General features: G+C 66.3%; 19 protein-coding genes, 1 pseudogene and 2 riboswitches. Of the genes and pseudogenes, 9 read left to right on the top strand and 11 right to left on the bottom strand.

Annotated features, from left to right (window positions below; all coding sequences use genetic code 11):
• Positions 1-86: 86 nt before the first annotated feature.
• Positions 87-1,640 carry an aldehyde dehydrogenase family protein gene (locus tag AC5RUK_RS16585; RefSeq protein WP_494152867.1) on the top strand — a complete coding sequence of 518 codons (1,554 nt, stop codon included), beginning with the start codon at positions 87-89 and terminating at the stop codon, positions 1,638-1,640.
• Positions 1,641-1,714: 74 nt separating this feature from the next.
• Complete coding sequence (locus AC5RUK_RS16580; protein ID WP_494152866.1) at positions 1,715-3,172, top strand: purine-cytosine permease family protein; 1,458 nt, start codon at positions 1,715-1,717, stop codon at positions 3,170-3,172.
• A 240-nt stretch (positions 3,173-3,412) separates the two neighbouring features.
• Here the strand turns inward: AC5RUK_RS16580 and AC5RUK_RS16575 are convergent, their stop codons facing one another.
• Positions 3,413-3,841 carry a very short patch repair endonuclease gene (locus tag AC5RUK_RS16575; protein ID WP_494152865.1) on the bottom strand — a complete coding sequence of 143 codons (429 nt, stop codon included), beginning with the start codon at positions 3,839-3,841 and terminating at the stop codon, positions 3,413-3,415.
• A 149-nt stretch (positions 3,842-3,990) separates the two neighbouring features.
• Between AC5RUK_RS16575 and AC5RUK_RS16570 the strand changes: the two genes are divergently transcribed.
• Entirely contained in the window at positions 3,991-4,935 is a 945-nt protein-coding gene (locus tag AC5RUK_RS16570; RefSeq protein ID WP_494152864.1) for an aldo/keto reductase, read from the top strand.
• 79 nt (positions 4,936-5,014) lie between these two features.
• Here the strand turns inward: AC5RUK_RS16570 and AC5RUK_RS16565 are convergent, their stop codons facing one another.
• The 3 genes and pseudogenes from AC5RUK_RS16565 to AC5RUK_RS16555 all read right to left on the bottom strand — a co-directional run.
• Entirely contained in the window at positions 5,015-5,965 is a 951-nt protein-coding gene (locus AC5RUK_RS16565) for a M23 family metallopeptidase (protein ID WP_494152863.1), read from the bottom strand.
• Between the two features lie 2 nt (positions 5,966-5,967).
• A riboswitch (cyclic di-AMP (ydaO/yuaA leader) is annotated at positions 5,968-6,139 on the bottom strand.
• 608 nt (positions 6,140-6,747) lie between these two features.
• A complete protein-coding gene (locus tag AC5RUK_RS16560; RefSeq protein ID WP_493987671.1) occupies positions 6,748-7,149 on the bottom strand; it encodes a GlcG/HbpS family heme-binding protein in 402 nt (133 codons plus the stop codon).
• Between the two features lie 34 nt (positions 7,150-7,183).
• A pseudogene (locus AC5RUK_RS16555) lies at positions 7,184-7,486 on the bottom strand (formaldehyde dehydrogenase, glutathione-independent); the annotation flags it as partial.
• 415 nt (positions 7,487-7,901) lie between these two features.
• Here AC5RUK_RS16555 and AC5RUK_RS16550 point away from each other — a divergent pair.
• Positions 7,902-8,525 carry an FMN reductase gene (locus tag AC5RUK_RS16550; protein ID WP_494152862.1) on the top strand — a complete coding sequence of 208 codons (624 nt, stop codon included), beginning with the start codon at positions 7,902-7,904 and terminating at the stop codon, positions 8,523-8,525.
• Between the two features lie 252 nt (positions 8,526-8,777).
• On the opposite strand, the gene AC5RUK_RS16545 is transcribed toward AC5RUK_RS16550, so the two are convergent.
• The gene (locus AC5RUK_RS16545; RefSeq protein ID WP_493979557.1) at positions 8,778-9,407 is read right to left on the bottom strand and encodes a superoxide dismutase; all 630 of its coding nucleotides are present in this window, start codon (positions 9,405-9,407) and stop codon (positions 8,778-8,780) included.
• A 136-nt stretch (positions 9,408-9,543) separates the two neighbouring features.
• Entirely contained in the window at positions 9,544-13,146 is a 3,603-nt protein-coding gene (locus AC5RUK_RS16540) for a TM0106 family RecB-like putative nuclease (protein WP_494152861.1), read from the bottom strand.
• Between the two features lie 220 nt (positions 13,147-13,366).
• A riboswitch (SAM riboswitch) is annotated at positions 13,367-13,489 on the top strand.
• 29 nt (positions 13,490-13,518) lie between these two features.
• On the opposite strand from AC5RUK_RS16540, the gene AC5RUK_RS16535 reads away from it, so the two are divergent.
• The 3 genes from AC5RUK_RS16535 (at position 13,519) to AC5RUK_RS16525 (ending at position 15,954) form a co-directional block, all read left to right on the top strand.
• Positions 13,519-13,668 carry a hypothetical protein gene (locus AC5RUK_RS16535; RefSeq protein ID WP_493987675.1) on the top strand — a complete coding sequence of 50 codons (150 nt, stop codon included), beginning with the start codon at positions 13,519-13,521 and terminating at the stop codon, positions 13,666-13,668.
• Complete coding sequence (locus AC5RUK_RS16530; RefSeq protein ID WP_494152860.1) at positions 13,665-14,255, top strand: PIN domain-containing protein; 591 nt, start codon at positions 13,665-13,667, stop codon at positions 14,253-14,255. Before AC5RUK_RS16535 ends, AC5RUK_RS16530 begins: the two co-directional genes overlap by 4 nt.
• Positions 14,256-14,643: 388 nt before the next feature.
• The gene (locus tag AC5RUK_RS16525) at positions 14,644-15,954 is read left to right on the top strand and encodes an Nramp family divalent metal transporter (RefSeq protein ID WP_493987677.1); all 1,311 of its coding nucleotides are present in this window, start codon (positions 14,644-14,646) and stop codon (positions 15,952-15,954) included.
• Positions 15,955-16,140: 186 nt separating this feature from the next.
• Here AC5RUK_RS16525 and AC5RUK_RS16520 read toward each other — a convergent pair whose 3' ends face one another.
• Together AC5RUK_RS16520 and AC5RUK_RS16515 are read right to left on the bottom strand one after the other, a co-directional pair.
• On the bottom strand, positions 16,141-16,353 hold the full coding sequence (locus AC5RUK_RS16520; protein WP_494152859.1) for a FitA-like ribbon-helix-helix domain-containing protein: 213 nt from the start codon (positions 16,351-16,353) through the stop codon (positions 16,141-16,143).
• A gap of 81 nt (positions 16,354-16,434) precedes the next feature.
• Positions 16,435-17,682, bottom strand: a complete 1,248-nt coding sequence (locus AC5RUK_RS16515; protein ID WP_494152858.1) for an NAD(P)/FAD-dependent oxidoreductase — start codon at positions 17,680-17,682, stop codon at positions 16,435-16,437.
• A 133-nt stretch (positions 17,683-17,815) separates the two neighbouring features.
• Here AC5RUK_RS16515 and AC5RUK_RS16510 point away from each other — a divergent pair, with 133 nt between their 5' ends.
• A complete protein-coding gene (locus AC5RUK_RS16510) occupies positions 17,816-18,325 on the top strand; it encodes an Lrp/AsnC family transcriptional regulator (RefSeq protein ID WP_494152857.1) in 510 nt (169 codons plus the stop codon).
• A 190-nt stretch (positions 18,326-18,515) separates the two neighbouring features.
• A complete protein-coding gene (locus tag AC5RUK_RS16505; RefSeq protein ID WP_494152856.1) occupies positions 18,516-19,232 on the top strand; it encodes an NADPH-dependent FMN reductase in 717 nt (238 codons plus the stop codon).
• A gap of 186 nt (positions 19,233-19,418) precedes the next feature.
• On the opposite strand, the gene AC5RUK_RS16500 is transcribed toward AC5RUK_RS16505, so the two are convergent.
• From AC5RUK_RS16500 to AC5RUK_RS16490, 3 genes are all read right to left on the bottom strand, one after another.
• Entirely contained in the window at positions 19,419-20,543 is a 1,125-nt protein-coding gene (locus AC5RUK_RS16500) for a hypothetical protein (RefSeq protein WP_494152855.1), read from the bottom strand.
• A gap of 102 nt (positions 20,544-20,645) precedes the next feature.
• Positions 20,646-21,116 carry a DUF4383 domain-containing protein gene (locus tag AC5RUK_RS16495; RefSeq protein WP_494129244.1) on the bottom strand — a complete coding sequence of 157 codons (471 nt, stop codon included), beginning with the start codon at positions 21,114-21,116 and terminating at the stop codon, positions 20,646-20,648.
• A gap of 172 nt (positions 21,117-21,288) precedes the next feature.
• Entirely contained in the window at positions 21,289-21,684 is a 396-nt protein-coding gene (locus tag AC5RUK_RS16490) for an SRPBCC family protein (protein ID WP_493987684.1), read from the bottom strand.
• Position 21,685 lies beyond the last annotated feature (1 nt).

Genomic DNA, 21,685 nt, shown 5'->3' with positions numbered 1-21,685 from the left:
TTTGGCTTGAAGTACAGTTGAGTGGCCGCACCTCCCTCGAGTTGCATGAGTTAGGACACATGCAGTGCAACTGAAGGAGACGACAAATGACGTCCGTTAATCCGGTCATCGCGCCCCAGAGGACTCCCTCTGCTGAAGCAACTCAGACTCTTCACCGCGTTTCTGACCAGATCTTCGGGGCCCAAGGTCTGCTCCCGGCTCAAGGTGGGCGCCGCGAGCGGGTTCTCGATCCTGCGACGGCACGTCAGATCGGCAGCTTCACAGACCCGACGGAGGAACAGGTCGAGTCAGTTGTCGTTGCTGCCAATGCGGCCCAGAGGAGCTGGAACGCGCGCACGGCGCTCGTCCGCGCTGAGATGCTGCATGAGACGGCCGCCAGGATCCGCGAGCGCTCCGAACTCGTCGCCGAGGTTATGACCGTTGAGACGGGCAAACCGTTCAAGGAGTCCCTTGATGAGATGGGTTGGGGTGCGTCGGCGCTCAGCTATTACGCCGAGATAGGCCGCCATTCGATCGGTTCGATCCATGGCAGCACCGTTGACGGGCAGTCACATTTCACCGTCAAGGAGGCTATGGGAACGGCCGTCATCATTCTTCCCGCGAACTTCCCTGTCCTGCTGATGATGTGGTCTGCGGCCGCTGCCCTTGCGGCAGGGAACGCAGTCATCATCAAGCCTTCGGAGAACGCGTCTCTGACCACGCTGACGTTCATGGAGGTCTTCGAAAATCTCGATCCGGGGCTCGTGCAATGTGTGCCTGGTGGACCGGCCGCCGCGCAACAGTTGGTGGCGCACCCTGAAACGCACATGGTCGCGTTTACCGGGAGTGTCGCAACCGGCCGGACCGTGGCGAAGACCTGCGCTGACAAATTCAAGCCTTTTTTAATCGAAGCTTCCGGTAGCGACTCCTTTATCGTCATGCCATCGGCACCAGTTGACGTGGCTGCTCGTGCAGCCGCTTTCGCAGCGTTCATCAACTGCGGTCAGGTCTGCACCTCGGCGGAGAAGATCCTTGTGCACCAGGAAGTCTATGACGAGTTTATGGAGGCGTTCGTCCGCAACGTCAAGGAGCTTCGGGTAGGCCATGGCCTCGATCATGTCGATATCGGCCCCATGGAGAACGCTCGGGAGCGGGACCGAGTCGAGCGTCTGCTGGCGAGAGCCATCGAGCAGGGAGCTCACTTAGTCACGGGCGGCGCTCGGCCGCAGATGGATCCTGCCCTCGCGGGCGGCTTCTTCTTCACCCCCACAATCATCGAGAACTGCAGCTCCGACATGGACCTGTATGGGCAGGAAGTGTTCGGCCCGATCGCGCCCGTCTATAAGGTCTCGAGCTTCGACGAGGCGCTCAACCTGACTAATGCTTCACCTTTTGGTTTAGGAGCGACGCTCTACTCAACCGACATCGTGGAAATTCATCGCGCACAACGGGAGCTCGTAACCGGCATGGTCTGGGTTAATGCCCCGCTACTAGACAACGACGCCGGCCCCTTCGGAGGGCGGAAGCTCTCGGGTATCGGTCGGCAACTCGGCGCCGAAGGCTTGGACACCTTCCGACACGCCAAGCTCGTCATGGTTGATCCGAACTCTTCCGAACAGGACTTCTGGTGGTTCCCATACCCCGATGCCCGAGCGAGTTGAACACGGAGCCAATTGGATCGGTAGCAGGTCCGACGGGCCCGACCCGTCAACAAAACAACAAAGGAGTTGCAGAAATGATCGATACTACTTCCAATAGGCAGCCAAGCGTCCTCTCCCGGGTCGAGACGAGGTCGATCGACTACGTCCCGCTGGGCGAACGACGGGGGCGGCTGTCCGACCAAGCGACAATCTGGTTTGCGGGCAGCGCCCAACTGCTGTCCCTGGCCACGGGCGCCATCGGCATCGCACTTGGCTTGAATCTGGGATGGACGCTCATTGCCCTGGCTATCGGTACGTTCCTGGGCACCATCCCGGTATCGGCCCACGCGACACAGGGCCCTCATCTCGGGTTGCCGCAGATGATCCAGTCCCGCCCGCAGTTCGGGCGCTACGGAGCGCTACTCATCTGGGTAATGGCGATCATCGTCTACTGGGGGTACATCGTACTAGGCGGCAACCTGCTCGGCGCCACCGCCGCTCAGCTCGCCGGCGGCGTTCCGCAGTTCTGGGCCGTTATCGTGTGCCTCGCCGCGATTCTTTTGGCCGTCTTCGGCTACCACTGGCTTCATACAGCCCAGCGGGTCATCACGTGGTTCCTGGTCGCGGTCATCCTTGTCTACGTCATCGGGCTGGCAGCGAGCGGGAGTATCCCGGCTGAGCTGTTCGACCTTTCCCAGTCCTTCACCGTCGGGCCCTTCCTGGTCGTGGTTTCCGCCGCCACCGGGTACCAGCTGACCTGGGCGTTCTTTGTCTCCGACTACTCGCGCTACATGCCGGCGTCGACGAGCAAACCGGCCATCATCGCGGTCACGTCGACGGGACTCTTCTTTGGTCTGTTCGCCTTCATGAGCGTCGGAGCGGTGTGCGCAGCCCTCCTTCCCGCGGAGGGAATCGTCAGCGGCCTCGTGATCACCGGCGGATACGTGTTCCCCGGGCTCGGCGAGCTCATGCTCATCAGCGGAGGGCTCGGCCTTCTCGGGCTGATGGCCATGTGTGCTTACGGCGGCTCGCTCACGCTCATCACGGCTCTGGATAGCATTCGCCGGATCCGTCTGACGCGCAAGCTGCGGGTGGTCACGATCCTCGTCATCGGTGTGACCGGCACGTTCGCCGCCATCCTGATTCCGGAGGACTTCCTCAACACCAGTTTCGCGACGGTCCTGATGGTAGTCGGGTACCTGATGGCCCCGTGGACTTCGGTAAACCTGACGGATTTCTTCGTAGTAAGACGCGGGTTCTACTCTGTGACCGAAATGTTCAAGCAGGACGGCGTGTATGGACTGTGGAACTGGCGGGGGATCAGCGCGTACCTCGTGACCTTGCTAATCATGGTGCCTTTCATGAACGTCGGCTTTTACCAGGGGCCAGTGGCTGAGGCCCTTGGCGGCGTCGATATCGCCTTCTTCGTTGGCATTCCGGTCGGCTGCCTGATCTACTGGCTTCTCTGCCGAAGCCAGGACTTCGAAAAAGAGCGCGCAGTGGTTTCCAGGTCAGACCACGACCTGGAGTCGCTCGGGCGCCCCGTCGAATAGGAAACTCGGCACTCAACTACACACGGGGCCGAATAGTCCGGAACCAGGCTGAATCTGTGTCCTCGAATCCAAGTCTCGGCGTCGGACGGGCATCCGCGCCCACGCCGAGGTGGGAATATTGGCCGGCGCCTGAGAAGTTCGGACACGGCCGACGGATCCTGTCCGTGATCGGGGTCGTCGGCCGTCGCGGTGCCGAGCCGGCGACTGCCCGATTCCTCGGCTAGTCATCGGCGGGCCGGCTCAGGCCAGGAAAGCGACCAGCTTGTCCTCGAGCGCAGCCAGATCGCCGGTCTTCTTGAACTCGCACTCCCAGACGGTGAGGACCTGCCAGCCCGCCGCCTGCAGCGCCGACCTCTGGGCTTCGTCGCGGGCAGCCGAACGCGACCGTTTGGCTTCCCAAAATCCGGCGTTGGATTTCGGCGCATGCCGGCCGACCTTGCAGTCATGGGCATGCCAGAAGCAGCCGTTGACGAAGATCACCTTCCGCCGTCCGGCGAAGACCAGATCCGGTTTGCCCGGCAGCTTAGCGCCGCCCGAGCTGCCATGCAGGCGGTAGCGGTATCCCTTGGCATGCAGCAGTTTGCGGACCACCAGTTCGGGTTTGGTGTTCTTGCCGCGGATCTTGGCCATGTTGGCGCTGCGCTGCGGCGGGGTCAGCGAGTCGGCCATATTCAAAGTTTAGGGGAACGGCTGTACTGCCCGGCTGGCCGCCAGCCGCCAGGCTACGCCGTTCCCGCGTCCTGGGAACACGGCTGCCGCTGCTAGGTTAAACGTAAGCGGCATGCGAAGGCCGCCCCTTACCTTCGAAAGGACCTTCGATGCGCTTGATCGGCACTTCGGACATCAAGATCTTCCCGCTCGCTCTGGGCGGCAACACCTTCGGCTGGACCTCCGACGTGTCCGGTTCGCAGCAGGTGCTGGATGCCTTCACCGAGGCCGGCGGCAACTTCATCGACACCGCGGACAGCTACTCCGCATGGGTTCCGGGAAACCGCGGGGGCGAGTCCGAGGAGATCATCGGCCGCTGGATGGCGGACCGGAAAAACCGCGAATCGGTGGTCATAGCCACGAAGGTCGGCGGGCATCCGGAGCTCCAGGGGCTCTCGGCGGTGAACGTGGCCGCTGCCGCCGACGCTTCGCTGCAGCGGCTGGGCACCGATTACATCGACTTGTACTACGCCCATTACGACGACGAGGGCACCCCGTTGATTGAGGCGGCCGCCGCCTTCGACGCCCTGGTGCGCGAGGGCAAGGTCCGCCAGATCGGGTTGTCCAACCTGTCCCCGGAGCGGATCGCCGAGTGGATGAACATCGCACACCAGAACGGCTTTGCGCTGCCGGTGGCGCTGCAGCCGCACTACAACCTGGTGGCCCGCAAAGACTACGAACAGGGCTATGCTCCGTTGGCCCGGGAACACAACCTCTCGGTGTTCCCGTATCTCTCGCTGGCAGCGGGTTTCCTGGCCGGCAAGTACCACTCGGCGGATGACGCCGACAGCAGCGAGCGCGGCGGCATGCTTCGTGATTACCTCACGGCCGAGGGCTTCGCGGTGGTGGACGCCTTGGAGGCGGTCGCCCAGTCACGCGGCATTTCCCTCACGACGACGGCGCTCGCCTGGCTGCTGACCAAGCCCGGCATTACCGCGCCGCTGGCCAGCGCACGCACGCCCGAACAGCTGCCGGACCTGATGGCCGCCATGGATGTGGAGCTGACCGCCGAGGAAGTTGCCGCCTTGGACCAGGCGTCGCGCCCCTTCGCCTGACCGGCGTTTAACGACGACGGCGACGCCCGTGGGCATCGCCGTCGTCGGTGGCGGAAGCTCCGCCGTGGCCAATGGTGGGTTACAGCCAGCCGGCCGGATCCACGAGCTGACCGTCCTTGACAACCTCAAAGTGCAGGTGGCAGCCGGTGGAGTTGCCGGTGGTGCCCAGCTGGCCGATGGCCTGGCCCTGGGCGACCTTCTGGCCCAGCGAAACGCCGATCGACTGCAGGTGGTTGTAGGTGGTCTTCAGGCCGCTGCTGTGCTCAACCACAATGCGGTTTCCGCCGCCGCCCACCTGCCAGCCGGCCTCAACGACCTTGCCGCCGTCGGCCGCATGGACCGGGGTCCCGCAGGCCATCGCGTAGTCAATGCCGGTGTGCAACTCGCCGGCAGCCCCGGTGATCGGGTTCTGGCGGTAGCCGAAGCCGGAGGTCTGGTTCATGTTTGGGATCGGAGCGGCCAGCTTGCCGGTCGCAAAGCCGGCGGTCTTCGCCTTGGCTTCGGCGGCCTTCTTGGCCGCGGCTGCGGCCTTCGCCTTCTTCTCCGCCGCGGCCTTCTTGGCGGCAGCTTCCTTGGCCGCAGCTTCGGCCTTGGCCTTCTTCTCCGCCTCGGCCTTCTTGGCGGCCGCTGCCTTTTCGTCGGCCTTCTTCTTTTCGGCGGATGCGGCGGCAACCTGGGCTTCCTCCTGGGCAGCCTTGCTGGCTACCTTGGCCCGGTCAAACCTGAGTTCGGCCTCCTTGGCGGCCTGAATCTGCACGGGGCTTTGCTCCGAGGCTCGGTCGGAGCCCACACCGGCGGTGCCGCCGGCCTGGGCCACCGGTACCACTGCCGCGGCCAGGATGCCGGCGGCAACCGCAGCCAGGCCGGTCTTGCGGGCGAGGGAGTATGCCGCCGGGGATGCTTCCCCTTCGCGGCGGGCAGGGGCGCCCTCGTTGGAACGGGTGATCTTCGCCAGGGTAGAACGGTAGATCTTGGACAGGGACTTCGTGGGGGTGTCGGAACGGCGACGACCGCGCACAGGGTTTTTCACAGGGGTTTCCTCTCTTGCGTCTGCGAAGTTAGCTGTCGGATTCGAGCGAGAGTTCACTCGGTCCTGCCGGCAGTCGGATTTCAGCGTCGGACTGTGCCGGTGAGGACTTCACCCCAAGGTGCCCCCAAGCACCGTAAGTGGTTCCTCCGCCCCTGCCTTCGATGTAAAGCTCGAATACTTCTGGCCCGCTGGCAGGGTTCGACGGGCGGGACCAGGTGCCTACCTAGATAGATAAGAACAAATTCAAAATTACCGGAACGACACGCGGCGTTACAAATTCGTTATCCGTGTTCCTCATCACCAGAAGCGCGTCGGGGCAAGGTAATTCCTTCAACCAGGCAGGGCGCTCCCCGACCGTTACCGGAACCCCGGCCGGGAAGTGATCGGAGGCCTCGTGGCGTTCCCGGGCCGTTACCGGAATCCAGAGCCGGGGGCCGGGAAGTAACCGGAGACCTCATGGCGCTGCCGGGCCGTTACTGGAACCCTGCCGGGAAGTAACCGCGCCGCCGGGCAACCTCCAGTTAGCATTAGCCGCCCGGCGGGCACCAAGCCTTCACGACCCTGCTCCCTGGAAAATGACGCAGTGGATCACGGCAGTCCTTCACCGCGGGAGCGGTGAAGAACTGCCGTGATGAACGTAACAAGCAGGGCAGGCGGCCCGTTCCAGCCCCGCACCGGTTAGGCCCGCTGGCGCAGCAGGCCGCGCCCGGCGAGCAGGTGCCGATCCAGGCCGGCGACCCCGGTGCCGACGATCCAAGGCAGACCGGACCGAAAATCCCAAGCTAGAGCGCGGCCGCTCCGGCCTCCGCCACGGACTGGTCCTGCTCCCCGGAGCCGCCGCTGACGCCGATCGAACCGATCACCTGGCCGTCGCGGGAGAGCGGGATGCCGCCGGCGAAGATCATGATCCGGCCGTGGTTGCTGGCATGGATACCGTAGAACTGGCTGCCCGGTTGCGAGTTGTCGCCCAGGTCCTTGGTCTGGATGTCGAACGCCCGGGAGGTAAACGCCTTGTTGATCGAGATGTCGACGCTGCCCAGCCACGCCCCGTCCATCCGCACATGGGAGACCAGGTTTCCGCCGGCGTCGGCCACGGCGATGTTCATCGGCTGGCCGATGTCGGCGGCCTTGGCTTCCGCGGCGGCAATGACCCGGCGGGCGTCTTCCAGAGTGACGGTGTCCATGTTTGCTCCTAGATCCATGGCCCCGTTGCGGAGCCTAGTAGATGTAACCGTTGGGATTGAGCACGTATTTGGTGGCGGCACCGGCGTCGAACTCCGCATAGCCCTTGGGCGCGTCCTCCAATGGGATGGCCGTGGCGTTCACGGCCTTCGCGATCTGCACCTTGTCATGCAGGATTGCCATCATCAGGCCGCGGTGGCACTTCATCACCGGGCACTGTCCGGTGGTGAAGGAGAGCGACTTGGCCCAGCCGGTGCCCAGCGAGAGCGAGCCCTTCTGCGCGGCCTCATCGATCCCGCCCGGGTCACCCGTGACGTACAGCCCCGGGATGCCCAGCGCTTCCTTGTAAGCCACTGCTCCGTTGCTGCTCATGGGGATTCTCTCTGATCCGGAGTCAAGGGTGGTGGGTGCCACGGTAGCCCTCTTGGCCGGGGGCTGGCTAGGGTCGGGGCCTCTTGCCCCTGCCGCCCCGCACCTTTTGTGGCCCGGCGTGCGCTCAGCAAGTCGTGCGGGCAAAGGCTCGGCGGTGGAAACAGAATGCGGCCAGTGTGGATCTTCCATCGATGCACGACGCCGGCCGCGCCAAGCGTGGTGACCTCGCCGTCCGCCTGTCCCGGCATACCTCGCCGTCCGCCGCCGGCATGTCCCGGAGTACCGCGCGCCGTCCGCCGTCGTCACGCCCTCGGAATAATCCTGACGGTGCGTTCGTTGGCCTATGTAGATGCGATTGCATGAACAAACAAGGAGGGCCTCAGTGTCAGAGCGCAAGATCGTTGTTATATCCGCCGGACTAGGCGTACCGTCCTCCAGCCGGATGCTGGCCGACCAACTGGCTGCCTCTGCCGTGGACCAGTTCCGACTGAAGGGCATCGAGGCCGAGGTCCGAATCGTGGAACTGCGTGATTACGCTGTTGATATCGCCAACAACATGGTGACCGGCTACGCCGCGCCGAAGCTGGACGAAGTCCTCAAGGCAACGGTGGCAGCCGATGCGCTGATCGTGGTGACCCCGGTCTTCAGCGCCTCCTACAGCGGGCTGTTCAAGTCCTTCTTCGATGTGGTCGAGCCACGCGCGCTCGCCGGCAAACCGGTGCTGATGGGCGCCACCGGCGGCAGCGCCCGCCACTCGCTGGCGCTGGACTACGCCGTCCGTCCGCTGTTCAGCTACCTCAGGGCCCGCACGGTGCAGACCACAGTCTTTGCCGCACCGGAGGACTGGGGTGCCGGCGAGGCCGGAACCGGCGGGTTGTCCGAGCGCGCGGACCGGGCGGCCGCAGAACTGGTCGACCTGGTGGAGGGCGCTCCGGTGACCGAGCGCGGCCGTGGCGGCGTCGAATCCAAAAGCTTCGAGGAGATCCTCGCCAGCGTCGGTCACTGAATGAACGTCCACCGCTGAGCATGACGAAGGCCCGGTCGGGAGTGGCTTAGCGCTGCGCACCAGCGCAGCGCAACCACCCGGACCGGGCCTTTGCCGTGGCTAAAAGCGTTCGGGATCTTTGTCCGGGCATGGGCTGCCCCCGCGGTGCCTCGCCGAGGAATTCTTAACGACCAGGCACCGCCGTTGGGCCGGTTGTCCGGCGCAACGGCGGTGCCTAAGTCAAGCTCCGTGCCCGAGCACGGCTGGCCGGTGTTACTTGGCCGGGGTGATCAGCGCGGAGGCGCCGGCGCGGGCGGCGTCGAAGCGGGCGGCGACGTCGGCCCAGTTGACGATGTTCCAGAACGCCTTGACGTAGTCGGCCTTGACGTTGACGTAGTCAAGGTAGAAGGCGTGCTCCCACATGTCCAGCATGAGCAGCGGGATGGTGCCCACCGGAATGTTGCCCTGCTGGTCGTAGAGCTGCTCGATGACCAGGTTGCCGCCGAGGGGTTCGTAGGCCAGCACGGCCCAGCCCGAGCCCTGCAGGCTCAGCGCGGCAGCGCCGAAGTGGCCGCGGAACGCGTCGAAGGAGCCGAAGTACTCATCGATGGCGGAGGCCAGCTCGCCGGTCGGCTTGTCGCCGCCTTCCGGGGAGAGGTTCTTCCAGAAGATCGAGTGGTTGGTGTGGCCGCCCAGGTGGAAGGCCAGGTCCTTGGACAGCTTCGGCACGTTGCCGAATTCGCCCTTGGAGCGGGCCTCGGCCAGCTGCTCCAGCGCGGTGTTCGCGCCGGCCACGTAGGTGGCGTGGTGCTTGGAGTGGTGCAGCTCCATGATCCTCGCCGAAATGTGCGGCTCCAGGGCCGCGTAATCGTAGTCGAGCTGGGGCAGTTCGTACTTGCTCATGTTCTTCCTCTCGTCGGAATTACTGTGCGGAAAACTACTCAGTGCACACTTCCGCCCGGCGCGGGCCGGGGTGGCCCGCGGGGCTGCCTCTTCACATTCAAACATGTCTGCGCCCGGCACTGTAGCCGGACCATCGCTAGGAGCTTAAGTGAGGCCCATCCGCGCAGCCGCAAAGCCCCGCGAAGGCCCCAAGCTCCTCCAGGCCGGCGGGCCGGGCGGGCAAATAGTCGGTCAGGGCGCGCGAGCGCACGATGACGGCCCGCCATTGTCCGCGCGAGACGGCGACGTTGTTGCGGTTCCGGTTCAGCACGAAATCCATGCCGCGCGGCGCCTCTGCCGCGGCGGACACGGCGGTGGACACGATCACGACCGGGGCTTCCTGGCCCTGGAACTTGTCGACCGTGCCCACCCGGACCTCCGCCAGTCCGGCGCCGTCCAGCACGGAACGGATCAGCTGGACCTGGGCGTTGTAGGGTGCCACCACGAGAATGTCCGATCCGCCCAGGGGGCGGGGGCGGGCCGTGCCGTCTTCCCGCCAGGGCAGGCCCACGTGCCGGCGGATCTGGGCCAGCACTTCGGCGGCTTCTTCGGGCGACGACGTGGCGTTGCCGTGGTGGTCAACGTAAACGCATTCCACCCCGGGCGGCGCTCCTTCCAGCTGCCGCAGGGCAGCGGCCGGCGCCGACTTGAGCCGCCCCTCGTAGGCCAGGACCGAGACGGCCCGGCATAGGTCCGGGTGCATGCGCCAGCTCAGGGCGAGGAAATAGCCCAGCTCGGGCGGCAGCGTGGCATGGCCGTCAGAGAGCCACCCGAGTGCCGACTCGTCGACCGGTTCGGGATGCGTGCCCTGGGTCACCTGGGGCAGTTGCTGCGGATCACCCAACAGCAGCAGGCGCTTGGCGGCAAGGGAAACGGCCAGGGTATTCGCCAGCGAGAACTGGCCGGCTTCGTCGATGACCAGCAGGTCCAGCGACTTCGGCGGGACAGCAGAACCAGTCATGGTCCATGCCGTGCCGCCGACCAGCGCGCCTCCCGGGGACGCGAGCAACCGGGCCACATCGTCAGTACTCCGGTTGGGCCAGGGAAGATCATGGTCGCCGTTGGGCTTCTTGGCAACGACCTCCGGCGGCACGCCGGCCTTTTCGATGGCGGCGCGCAGCATGTTGTCCACCACGGCATGTGACTGGCCCACGACGCCGACCTTCCACCCCCGGGCCACCAACCGGGCCACGGCGTGGGACCCGACGTACGTCTTGCCGGTACCCGGCGGCCCCTGGACCGCCAGGTACGAATCGTTGAGATCTGCGACGGCGGCAGTGATCGCGTCAACATAGCCGTCCGGATGGTCCTGGACCTCGGGCAGCCGTGGCAGGGTGGCCAGTCGCGGCGGCCGCCGGCGCAGCAGGTCCAGCGCCGGTTCGGACGGGAAGCCGGGCAGCGTGCCGGCGACCGCGGCGGCGAGGTCCGCGAGGGCCTGGCGGATGGAGGTGGTGCGCAGCGGCTGGTCCGGCGTGAGCGCCACCGGCGGCTCGATGTACTCGTCGGCGCCGCGCGGCAGCCGCTCCTTCACCAGGAGCGTGTCCTTTTCGCCTTCCGCACCCAGTTCCAGCACTTCGGCGCCGAAGCAGAACGCACGGTGATTGACGCCGTCGTTCTGGTCGCAGAGAAACGCCGGGAAGGGCTGGTCGTAGAGCCGGCAGAGCAGGCTGCCTTCTTTGATGGTGGATCCCGGGGCCAGCCTGCCGGTGAGCCGCAGCACGCGGACCGGGTTGCTGCGCGACGTCGGCTTCTCCCACTCCGAAACCACGCGGGCCGAATCCACGGTGAAGACGTCGCGGGTATCCGCCCAGTCCTCAACCGGGGCATCGAGCCGGTCGAAATGCGCCCACCAGTACTGCTTGTCTTCCCGCCGGTGGTAGCCGACCGCGGCAGCGACCATGGCGACGGCCTGTTCGTCGGCGGACAGCGTTTGGTTTCGTCGGGCGGCGCTCTCGGCCGCCGCCGCGACGTAGTCCTGCAGCCGCCGTTCCTCTGGCGGCAACGGCTCCTCGTCAGCAGCCGACGTCCCACTCGCCGAGGACGCAGCAACCGCCGCGGGGGCGGCCATGCGTCCCGGCACAACGCCGCGCTCGGCCGCCAGCCGCAGGAGCCAGTTGCGCAGCTCCAGCGTGGAGAGGCAGTCGTATTCGTTGTAGTCGGCAATGCTTTTCAGGACCGTGTCTGCCTCGGCGTCGCTGCCGGCGTCCCTGGCCGCACAGTAGCGGGCGTACGCGACCACCGAGGCTCCTGCGTCTTTGACGTCGCCGGAGCGCAGGTTGCCTCCCATATACAAGGGCTCGAGCTTTTTGATGCTGTAGGAGTTTTCCGAGATCCGCAGGCTGTGCCGGACCGTGTCGTACAGGTCCACCAGGATGCCCTCGCGCAGCAGGTCATCCACGGTTTCCTCGCCCACCAGGTGCTGCAGCGACAGCCGGCGCAACGCGGCCTTCTCGTAGTTGGCGTAGTGGTAGATGTGCATCCCCGGATACCGGCGTCGCCGATCGGCGACATAATCCAGGAAGTCCGCCAGCGCCTGCCGTTCGCCGGAGCGGCTGTGCGCCCAGAAGGGTTTGAACGGCGGAGCCGCGCCGGCAGCCGGCGGATTCTCGACCACGCCGAAAAGGTACTCCAGCCCCCACACGCCGTCCTCGTCCTGCCAGAGCGGGTCGCCCTCGAAGTCGAAGAAGATGTCGCCGGGGTTTGGCGCAGGCAGGCGGAACAACGTGTGCTGTTCCAGCACGCGGTACGAAACCTCGTGTTCTACGCCGTCCTTCCGGTAAGTCATCCGGCCGTCCGGCTCGATGGAGCCGGTCTGCATCCGCGCTTGGTCGCGGAGCCGGGCCAGCGCGCCGTCGGGCGCTTCGCCCGCGGGAAGTTCCAGGGCGGCCAACTGGTCGATGGTGAAGATTCCGGCCGCGCGGAGCTTACGGCGGCGCAGCGTGCTCATATTCGCCACCAGCAGCAGGTCCCGGTGCAGTTCAACCTGTTCGGAACAGTAGTTGCAGCGGCCGCAGGCGCCGACCCCTTCGTCTCCCCAACGGACCGGTTCCGGCTGTTCGCGGTGCGTGGCGACCAGGACCAGGAACCTGGTGCGGCGTTCGCGGAAGACCGGCAGCAGGTCGGTGAGGCTGTGGTCGCTGTGCCGCCGGTCGCCCAGCACCAGCGTCACGGTGGGAGCCGCCGCGATGCCGGCCTGGAGGAGTTGGTCGCCGTACGCGGCCAGCTGCAGCAGCGCGGTGACCTTGGCGTGGCGAGCGAGCTTCGTGTCATAGACGGCGTAGGCGGCAGCTCCGCCGTCGTCATGGGTCTTAACCAGGAAATCCGAACGCCCATGGAACCGGCCGTCGAAGAAGGAGGCCTGGAACACCACGTCTGCGCCGGAGCGCAGCGCCGCGATCGACTCGGCGTGCTTGGCCTGCAGGTCCTTCCGGGTGTAGCTACGGGTCTCGGCGATCTCCACCACGCCGGCGCCGAAGGTGTCACGGAAGTGCTGCAGTACCCGGTGTTCGTGCAGATCGCCCAACTCCGCCGTGCGCTCGAGCATCTCGTCGCGGCCAAAATCCGCCACGGGGGAGCGCCCCAGCTTCTCGTCCAGCTTGCGCAGCAGTTGGTACTCGCACTGCGCAGCGATGACGAGGTCGCTGGCTGTGTAGACCAGGTCGCGGTCAGCCCCGTCGACTTCGGAGTCGAGCAGAAACACGGTGCCTCCTTCAAGCAGGTGCGCAGGTGCCAACCCGGCCGGCGGCGGGTCCCCCCAACGATAACCCGCCGCCAGCCGGTGCCTGCCGGCACTTAAAGGTCTACCGTCCGGCACCGACATTTTCGCGAAAGGGCATCGCCGTCCGGCCCTCGGTTCCTGTTACGCGATGTGACCGCGGTCTCCGACGGCTCGGCGGCCGCTCTGGTTATACTTCCAAAAGCTTCAAGAACTGTGGCCGCCAAGCTCCGACTTGGCCACATACCAACCCCACGCTCGTTGGGTGGTTCGGATGACGAAGCGGCCCGCATCAGCCCTTGGCTACCGGTGCGGGCAAGAGCACGCGAAAGGACGCGGCGCCCGGCGCCGGCTGCCATGGACATCCCCCACTCCCCGCAACTCCAGGTCCTGAGCCTGGCCGACTATGAACAGGTCTCCGCAGCACGGGAGGCCTTCGTGGACTTCCTGCTGGATGCCGCGCGGCAGGCCCGCGGGCAGCAGAGCGACATCGCCGCGGCACAATGACCACGCGGACCGGGCCCACACCGAACACCCCCGCAAGCACGCGGACCGGGCCCACACCGAACAACCCCGGAAGCACGCCGATCGGGCCCACACCGAACAACCCCGGAAGCACACCGATCGGGCCCACGCCGACGGCCCCTGCGCAGGCGCCTGCCGCGGCTTCCAAACCGCGGCGCGCCCGTGGGCTGCTGTTGGACACCGACGTCGTGGTCGAGCTCAGGCGCGAAAGCCCGGACCCCGCCGTCGTCGACTTCCTGCAGCGGCGCCGCCGCTCCCGGGTCTACATCTCCGCGCTGACGCTGGGGGAGCTGCGCGCGCTGAGCACCCAGGACGAGGCTCTGACCGGGCAGGCCGACGCGTGGCTGGTCGAGCTGACAGCGCGGTTCTCGGCATTTATCCTGCCGGTGGATCAGCAGGTGGCCGAGGCTTGGGCGCCGCTGGCCATCCAGGACGTGCCGGCCGTCGAGTCGCTGATCGCCGCAACGGCCTCCCGACACTGCCTGACCGTGGTGTCCGGCAATGCCGAGGGGTACCGGCGGTTGGCGGTAGAAGCCTGCGACCCCTGGGCGCCGGCCCGGGACAAGTAAGGCGTGCGCCGGCCCAGGACCGCTAAGTAGCGCGCCGCGGTGCAGGACGGTTCGCGGTGCGGGAAGACCCGTGTCATGGAAGGCCAGGCACAGGCGCCGTCGGGTTCGCCGTCGGGCATGCGGCAGCCCGCCGGGGAGCACACCGTGGCGCGATCACCAACCCCTAGGACCAGCCGCAGGGCCTATGCGAACGCACACACTCGCCGGCGACTTTCCCGCCGAAGGGTGCCCGCGCTGCGCCGAACGGTCCTGCGGGTGGCCCATTCGCCCATTTACCGACCGGGCGTTCGGAACGCGTGAGAAACTAGACGGGGTCCGGTGACGGGCGGCACTCTTGCCGCCCGCTTTTTTGCGGACAAGCCCCATCACGGTAAGGAATACATGGCTCATGGCCACTGAGAACAATGCCCCGGGCGCGCTCGATGCCGCCGCACGGGTGGATAACGACGGCGGCGCTCCCGCCAAGTGGAAGATCGTCGGTCCCGGTCTCGTTGTCGCCGCCACAGGCGTCGGCGCCGCGGACATGGTGGCCACCTTGGTCGCCGGGTCACGCTACGGCTACGGGCTGTTCTGGGCGGTGATCGTCGGCGTCATCCTGAAGATCATCCTGGTTGAAGGCGCCGGACGGTTCTCCCTGGCGACCGGCAAGACGATCTTCGAGGGCTGGCGCTCGCTGGGCCGCTGGACCACCTGGTACTTCGGTCCGTACATCATGATTTGGGGCTTCGTCTACGGTGCCACGGCAATGTCATCGGCAGCGCTGCCGTTGGCCGCGATGTTCCCGGTCCTGCCGCTGTGGGCCTGGGCGATCCTGATGGGTCTGGCCGGATTTGTCATGGTCTGGTTTGGCAAGTACGCCACCTTCGAGAAGATCACCGCCGTGTTCGTCGGGCTGATGTTCGTCACCGTCGTCGGGTTGGCCATCATCGCCGTGCCCAACGTCCCGGAGATGATCGGCGGCCTGGTGCCGATGATCCCGCAGGAAGAGGGCGCGGTGTTCTACACCCTGGCGCTCGCGGGCGGCGTGGGCGGCACCATCACGCTGGCGGCCTACGGCTACTGGCTGCGCGAGAAGGGCTGGCACACGCCCAAGTGGATGCGCGTGATGCGGATCGACAACTCCGTTGCCTACGTCATGACCGGCATCTTCGTGATCGCCATGCTGATTGTCGGCGCCGAGGTGGTCCGCACCGCGGGCGTATCCCTGAGCGCCGGCGACGAAGGACTGCTGGATCTGTACGAGGTACTCAAGGATGAGTACGGAGACGTGGTAGGCACCGGCTTCCTGGTCGGTTTCTGGGCCGCGTCGTTCTCCTCCATCATCGGCGTCTGGAACGGCGTGTCCCTGATGTTCGCCGACTTCTGGGGCAACATGCGCAAGAAGGAGTCAGGCCACCCGGACACCCGCGTGGGCGGCAAGTACTTCAAGTTCTACGTCCTCTGGCTGACGTTCCCGCCCATGCTGCTGTTCATGCTGGGCAAGCCGATCGCGCTGATCCTGCTGTACGGCGCGTTGGGATCGTTGTTCATGCCGTTCCTGGCACTGACGCTGCTGGGCCTGCTCAATGGCAAGCGGATCCCGAAGGAATGGGCCAACCGCCTGCACACGAACATCGCGCTGGGCTTCTGCGCCCTGCTGTTTGTGGTCCTCGGTGTCTACCAGCTGTGGAACTCCATCTCGCCGCTCTTCGGCGGCTGATTTCCTGCACGCTCTGCTGCCCCGTACCGTTTTCGGTGCGGGGCAGCGCTGTTTAACAAACGACGACGGCGGCGCGCGGCGGCGCGGGCCAAACCGCCCGGCGGCGGTGCCGGGCGCCACGCCTACTACGGGCCGGTCCGGCGCGGCTGCACGCCTACTGCGGGCCGGTCCGGCACGACCGCCCGCCTACTGCCGGCCGGTCCGGCGTTTCGCGTCCTCTGCTGAATCGTCGTCGCCGACGATCGAGGCCAGGAGTTCGTCGGCTTCGCCCAGCCCGCGGACTGCTTGGACGAGGATCGCCCGGGCTTCAGCTTCGGGTGAGCGGTGGTGCGTATCGGCGAGGATCCGGAGTCCTTCCATGGTCCGCGAATCCAGATCCGGCACCGTGAGTGATTCCATGGCAGCCTTCTTTCCTCGGGGTGCGCTGCGCCCCGAATGCCGCCCATGATAGTCCCGCCCCGACGAGCTGTCAGCGGGTCGTCAGCGCAGCGGGTCGAACGGCCGGATCGCCTCGGGCACCCGGCCGGTGACAATCTGTTCGGCCAGCAGCTTGCCGGTCGCCGGGCCCAGCACGATGCCCCACATTCCGTGCCCGCCGGCAACGTACACGCCGGGGGAGCGGGTGGCGCCGATGAGCGGCAGCCCGTCGGGCGTGACCGGGCGCGGGCCAACCCAGATGTCCTCGAGGTTCTCCAGATCCATGTTGGTGAACAACGGCCGCACGGCGGCGAGGATGGCGTCGATCCGCCCGGTCTGCAGCGGTTCGTCCGGGCCGCGGAACTCCATGGTTCCGGCGATGCGCAGCCGTCCCTGGTACGGAGTGCAGGCGACGCGGCGGGCGGGGAAGTAAATGGGGAACTCGGCCGGCTGGTCGGTGGCCACGCTGAAGGAGTATCCCCGCCCGGCCTGCACCATGGTGCGAACACCCAGCGGCTTGGCGAGATCGGGCAGCCAGGCGCCGGTGGCCAGGATAACGACGTCGGCGTGGAACGGCTCCTGCGCGTAGGTCTCCACCGAGATCCCGGTGGGGCCGTGGCGCAGGGAGCGGACCTCGGCGCCGGAAATGATCTGCCCGCCGCGTGCCACCACGGAGGCAGCGAGGGCCTCCACGAACGGGCCGGGCTCGAGGAACCGCTGCCCTTCGAGCTCGAACACCGTGGAGACGCCCGCGGACAGCTGCGGCACCTTGGCCTGGGGGTTGTCCAGGCGGTTCAGCGGGACGGACTGGCCGGCCTTCTCCACGCTGGCCAGCTCGTGGACAAAGTGGCGGCTTTCCTTCTCCTCCTCGAAACCGACGATGAAGGGTCCCTTGCGGGTCCACGACTCGACGCCGTTGTCGGTCAGCTCATCGAAGCTCTCCAGCGCCATCTTGTCGATCGGCGTCAGCGCAGCCATGGTCCGGTCCCAGGCCTTCTGCGTGCCGTGCAGCGCGAAGCGGGCCAGGAACTTCCAGAGCTGCTGGTCCAAGCGGGCCGGAATGTGCAGCGGCGCCGTCGGGTCCATCAGCGCCTTGGGCCCGTAGGTCCAGACGGTCGGGTCCGACAACGGCATGGCCATGCCGGGCGTTAGCCAGCCGGCATTGCCCCAAGAGGCGCCAGCGGCGACGCCCGATCGGTCCAGTACGGTGACTTCCACGCCGCGTTCCTGCAGATGCCAAGCGGTGGCCAGGCCAACCATGCCGGCACCTACGACGACGGCGGTGCTCGGGGCGTGCGCACGAGAGTACATCGTATGCTCCTCGGGTCGACTCTGCTCTCGGCACCCATCCTGAAGAATGTTTACCCGTTTCTCAAGCGATTAGGAGAAGATTCTGTAAGAGTGAGGAACGGTGACAATAAGTTCAGAAAGTGGTGACGATCACATGGCCGAATCGAATGATCTTCGACGCCCGTTCGGGGCTCCCGCGGGGTCGGGGCTGGACCACATCGACCGGTTGATCGTAGAGATGCTCCAAGCCGACGCCCGAACCCCCAATAACGCGATCGCGGCGGCCGCCGGCATTGCCCCCTCGACGTGCTTGAGCCGGATCCGCTCCCTGCGCGAACGCGGCGTCATTCGCGGCTTCCACGCCGACGTGGACCCTGCGGCCGTGGGCCGCGGCCTGCAGGCGCTGATCTCCATCCGCCTGCAGGCGCACGCGCGGTCGAACCTGAGCCAGTTCAAGGACTTTCTGTCGGGCCTGCCGGCGGTAGAGGGAATCTTCTTTGTGACCGGTGACCGCGACTTCCTGATCCATGTCGCTGTGGCGGACTCCAACGCGCTGCGTGACCTGGTCGCGAACAACCTAAGCGTCCGCCCGGAGGTTGCCGGCACCAATACCACCGTCATCTTCGAACACGTCCGCCCGCCCGGCAGTTCGCTCGCTCCGTGATGGGAGCGGGGTGCGCCGGACCGGATCCAGCCCGGAAGTCCGCCTTTCCCATGCCTGGGCCTCAGACCCTCGCCCGGCGTGCTCCCATGCGCGGGCCTCGGCTGTTGCCGGCGGCCCGGCCCTTTGTTGACATGTCATTATTCGTGCCGCTAGGATAGTTGAAAGCTCAAGCAATCAATCGAAGGCTGCAATGTCCTGGTTTAAGAATCTTCTCAGCAAGTCCAGCGCCCGACGGTCTGCCGCCAACCCTGCGGCCGCCGCGGCCGAGCCCCGCACGGATGCAACCGTCACCCAGCCGGTCGAGGCCGCTGTCAGCGAAGCCCGCGCCGTTCTCCCCAAGATCGCCATCATCACCGGCAGCACGCGCCCGGGCCGGGTCAATGACTCCGTCGCCAACTGGGTCGCCGCCGAACTGGCCGGTCGGACGGACGCCACCTTTGAGGTCGTCGACATCGCCGACTTCAACCTGCCGCTGCTGGACGAGGCCTACCCGGCCGCGTACCAGAACTACCAGGCCGACCACACCAAGGCCTGGTCGGCCAAGATCAGCGAGTTTGACGGCTACATCTTCGTGGCCAACGAATACAACCACACCGTCTCGTCCGCACTGGCCAACGCGCTGTCCTACCTGAACGTTGAGTTCAACAACAAGGCCGCCGGCATCGTTTCCTACGGCTCGATGGGCGGCGTCCGTGCTGCCGAACACCTGCGCAACATGCTGGCCGAGCTGCAGGTGGCCGTGGTCCGCAACCAGGTGATGTTCTCGCTGTTCACCGACTTCGAAAACTTCTCCGAGTTCAAGCCGACCGAGCAGAATGCCGGAACGCTCGCCCCGATGATCGACCAGCTCGTGCTGTGGGCACAAGGCTTCGCCACCATCCGCACTCCGCAGGACGCCGCCGCTTAGAACCCCAAGCCCGGTCCGCCCGCCGTCTCCGTTCGGCGGGCTGTCCTGCCGCCGGCATTCCTGCCGGCCAGCACCGCCTCCGCCGTATCCCATCCGGCGGGGCGGTGTTGTTTAAGGGACTGCGGCACGATATTAAGGGACCACGGCACGATTCCGTAGGCTGATTCCGCCGAGGTCGTCAGTGCGCTACCCGCCGTCGGCCGCCAGAATGGTGGCCATGGACATGGCGAAACCGGGCGCGCAGGCTACCGCCAGCATGACCAAAGCAACGCGTCCGCCCAGCATTACCCGCCGCTGCAACAGCTCACCCCGCGGCCCCGATTCCGCATGCAGCCCAGCCGGCCGGTCTGCGAAGTACTTCAACCTGAGAGCCGCCAGTGCCCAGCCCACGCCGATGGCGGCAACGATCCAGGCCGCGACCACCACGCTGGCACCGCCCAGCGGGACCGCTAGGAGCAGCAGCGGAAGGTACCACTGCAGGTCCTTGGCCGTCCGAAGCAGCGGGACGCGACGGGACAGCCAAGCGGTGGCCACCGCGATGAGCATGCCGTGGGCAATGGCCAGCGCCGAGAAGGCCGTGATTGAGAGCCAGCCCGGGCCCACGACCTGAAAGTCCCGGCTGTCCGGCTGCAACGGGCCAAACACTGTGCCGAGTCCCAGCAACAACAGCAGTCCGAAAGCCGCTCCGCCGGTTCGGCCGGCCGGCAGCCACCGCCGCACCGAGCCGTAAAGGAGCGCCGTCCCGCAGCCGATGGCAACGCCGAACAAGACGAAGCCGGCGGTCCCTTCCAGGCTGATCTCCCCGATGGTTTGGTTGTTATCGGTCAGCCTTCCGTCGTCTTCCGGAGACGTCACCGCCAGCAGGCGCATGATCAACCGGCCGCCGGCGCCCGCCATGCACAGCCCGGCCACCCCGCCGCCGACCAGAAGCACTGTTGCCAACCACAGCACCCTGCGCGCAACGTGCGCCAGGAGTGCACCGCCGCCGTTCGGCAGGGCGCTTCCGCCGCGCAGAAGCGCTCCGTCTTCGTTCCCGTGGGTGCCGCCGTCGAGCACGTGCACACCGTCGTCGTCCACGACTGTGCCGCCGTAGTGCACGAGGGCTCCGTCGTCATTCGCGCGGGTGCCGTCGTCCAGTACGAGCGCACCGTCGCCGTTCCCGGCGCCGTCGCCCTTCCCGTGGGGCCCGCCGTCGTCACGACGTAGGCCCTCGTCATGGCCCGACGGAGGCTGGAACCGCTCCCCGCCCCGGAAGGCCACCACAGCCAGTCCGCCGGCCACCAGCAGGCCGCACAGGATCATGAGTATCACGGGGCCAGTATCCGACGGTCCCGGAGGCGAGCGAACCCCAGTCATTTCGACTGGGGTCCGGCAGCGAACCGTCCCACCGATAACCCGGCGGGACGGCTGTATTTAGCGTGCTTCGCGCGCCTCGTCCCGGTGGCGCACCATGTAGGCGATGGCCAGGGCCAGCATCACGGCGCCAAGGACGAAGTTGAGCCAGTTGGTGGCTGTATTGGTGGACAGGAAGTTGGCCGCGGATTCGCCGGGGCCGACAATCAGGCCGTACAGCCACATCACCAGGTACAGGATGCCCGCTCCCATGAGGAAGTCCCGGGCACCACTGGCGGTGCGGCTCATGATGTAGCCCACCACGCCTACCACCAGGTAGACGATGTTGAGCAGCATGGACACTTGGAACGCGTTAATCAACATGGCGCCGGAGCCGCTGGCGAAAGCCATTTCTCCGTAGTCCATGGTGATGCCGGGAATGAAGCCCAGGACACCGATCACAAAGAGAACAATTCCCGAAGTCATCGCGGCATTACGCACGTTCCCGCGCGAGACGTGTGCGTGATGGGCATGCGGTGATGCGGTCGTCATTTCTCCTCCCATACAAGTGAGTTTCGAAACTTCGTCGAGTAGCAACTCGGCTGTTGGTAGGGGCGCATCTGACGTCAGAACCAGCGCTTTCAGTTTACGTCCGCCTGGCCCGCTGCGGCAGGGTAAACGGCGGTGGCAGGGCTGGCGTAGCTCCTCCCAAACCGGGGGCCGGTTAGGCCTCGAGCAGCCTCTTGAGCGTGCGCAGGTCCCGGTCCACGGCTGCGGCATCGGCTTCGAACGCGGCCTCGTCCATTCCGTCACGGTGGTACAGGGTGAACACCACCTCTGTCCCGTCGCCGTTGCCGAGCACACGCAGCGGGTTGTAGACCGATTCGCCCGACGGCAAGGTCACGTAATGGTCCAGCACACCGAACTCATTGCGCTCGGTAAACGTGACCCGCACCGGTCCGTTGTCGGTCTCGGCGACCCAGGCATCGTCGACCACACCGATGGAGGAGCTGAGTCCGGCGGCCCATTGCGGCATGTTCTCGGGTTTGGCGGCGAACTCGTAGACCTCCCGAACGGGGCGGTTGATGGCGATGCTGATGTGCCGCGATGCAAACGTCATG

The organism is Arthrobacter sp. Y3223065 (genome assembly GCF_059090885.1).
The sequence above is the reverse complement of the archived record's forward strand: the minus strand, read 5'-3'. Positions and strand labels throughout refer to the sequence as shown.

Bases quoted from the DNA above. Each gene is read 5' to 3' on its own strand.
- AC5RUK_RS16585 (WP_494152867.1), top strand. From the start codon at position 87: ATGACGTCCGTTAATCCGGTCATCGCGCCCCAGAGGACTCCCTCTGCT.
- AC5RUK_RS16580 (WP_494152866.1), top strand. From the start codon at position 1,715: ATGATCGATACTACTTCCAATAGGCAGCCAAGCGTCCTCTCCCGGGTC.
- AC5RUK_RS16575 (WP_494152865.1), bottom strand. From the start codon at position 3,841: ATGGCCGACTCGCTGACCCCGCCGCAGCGCAGCGCCAACATGGCCAAG.
- AC5RUK_RS16570 (WP_494152864.1), top strand. From the start codon at position 3,991: ATGCGCTTGATCGGCACTTCGGACATCAAGATCTTCCCGCTCGCTCTG.
- AC5RUK_RS16560 (WP_493987671.1), bottom strand. From the start codon at position 7,149: ATGGACACCGTCACTCTGGAAGACGCCCGCCGGGTCATTGCCGCCGCG.
- AC5RUK_RS16545 (WP_493979557.1), bottom strand. From the start codon at position 9,407: ATGAGCAAGTACGAACTGCCCCAGCTCGACTACGATTACGCGGCCCTG.
- AC5RUK_RS16535 (WP_493987675.1), top strand. From the start codon at position 13,519: ATGGACATCCCCCACTCCCCGCAACTCCAGGTCCTGAGCCTGGCCGAC.
- AC5RUK_RS16530 (WP_494152860.1), top strand. From the start codon at position 13,665: ATGACCACGCGGACCGGGCCCACACCGAACACCCCCGCAAGCACGCGG.
- AC5RUK_RS16525 (WP_493987677.1), top strand. From the start codon at position 14,644: ATGGCCACTGAGAACAATGCCCCGGGCGCGCTCGATGCCGCCGCACGG.
- AC5RUK_RS16520 (WP_494152859.1), bottom strand. From the start codon at position 16,353: ATGGAATCACTCACGGTGCCGGATCTGGATTCGCGGACCATGGAAGGA.
- AC5RUK_RS16515 (WP_494152858.1), bottom strand. From the start codon at position 17,682: ATGTACTCTCGTGCGCACGCCCCGAGCACCGCCGTCGTCGTAGGTGCC.
- AC5RUK_RS16510 (WP_494152857.1), top strand. From the start codon at position 17,816: ATGGCCGAATCGAATGATCTTCGACGCCCGTTCGGGGCTCCCGCGGGG.
- AC5RUK_RS16505 (WP_494152856.1), top strand. From the start codon at position 18,516: ATGTCCTGGTTTAAGAATCTTCTCAGCAAGTCCAGCGCCCGACGGTCT.
- AC5RUK_RS16495 (WP_494129244.1), bottom strand. From the start codon at position 21,116: ATGACGACCGCATCACCGCATGCCCATCACGCACACGTCTCGCGCGGG.
- AC5RUK_RS16490 (WP_493987684.1), bottom strand. From the start codon at position 21,684: ATGACGTTTGCATCGCGGCACATCAGCATCGCCATCAACCGCCCCGTT.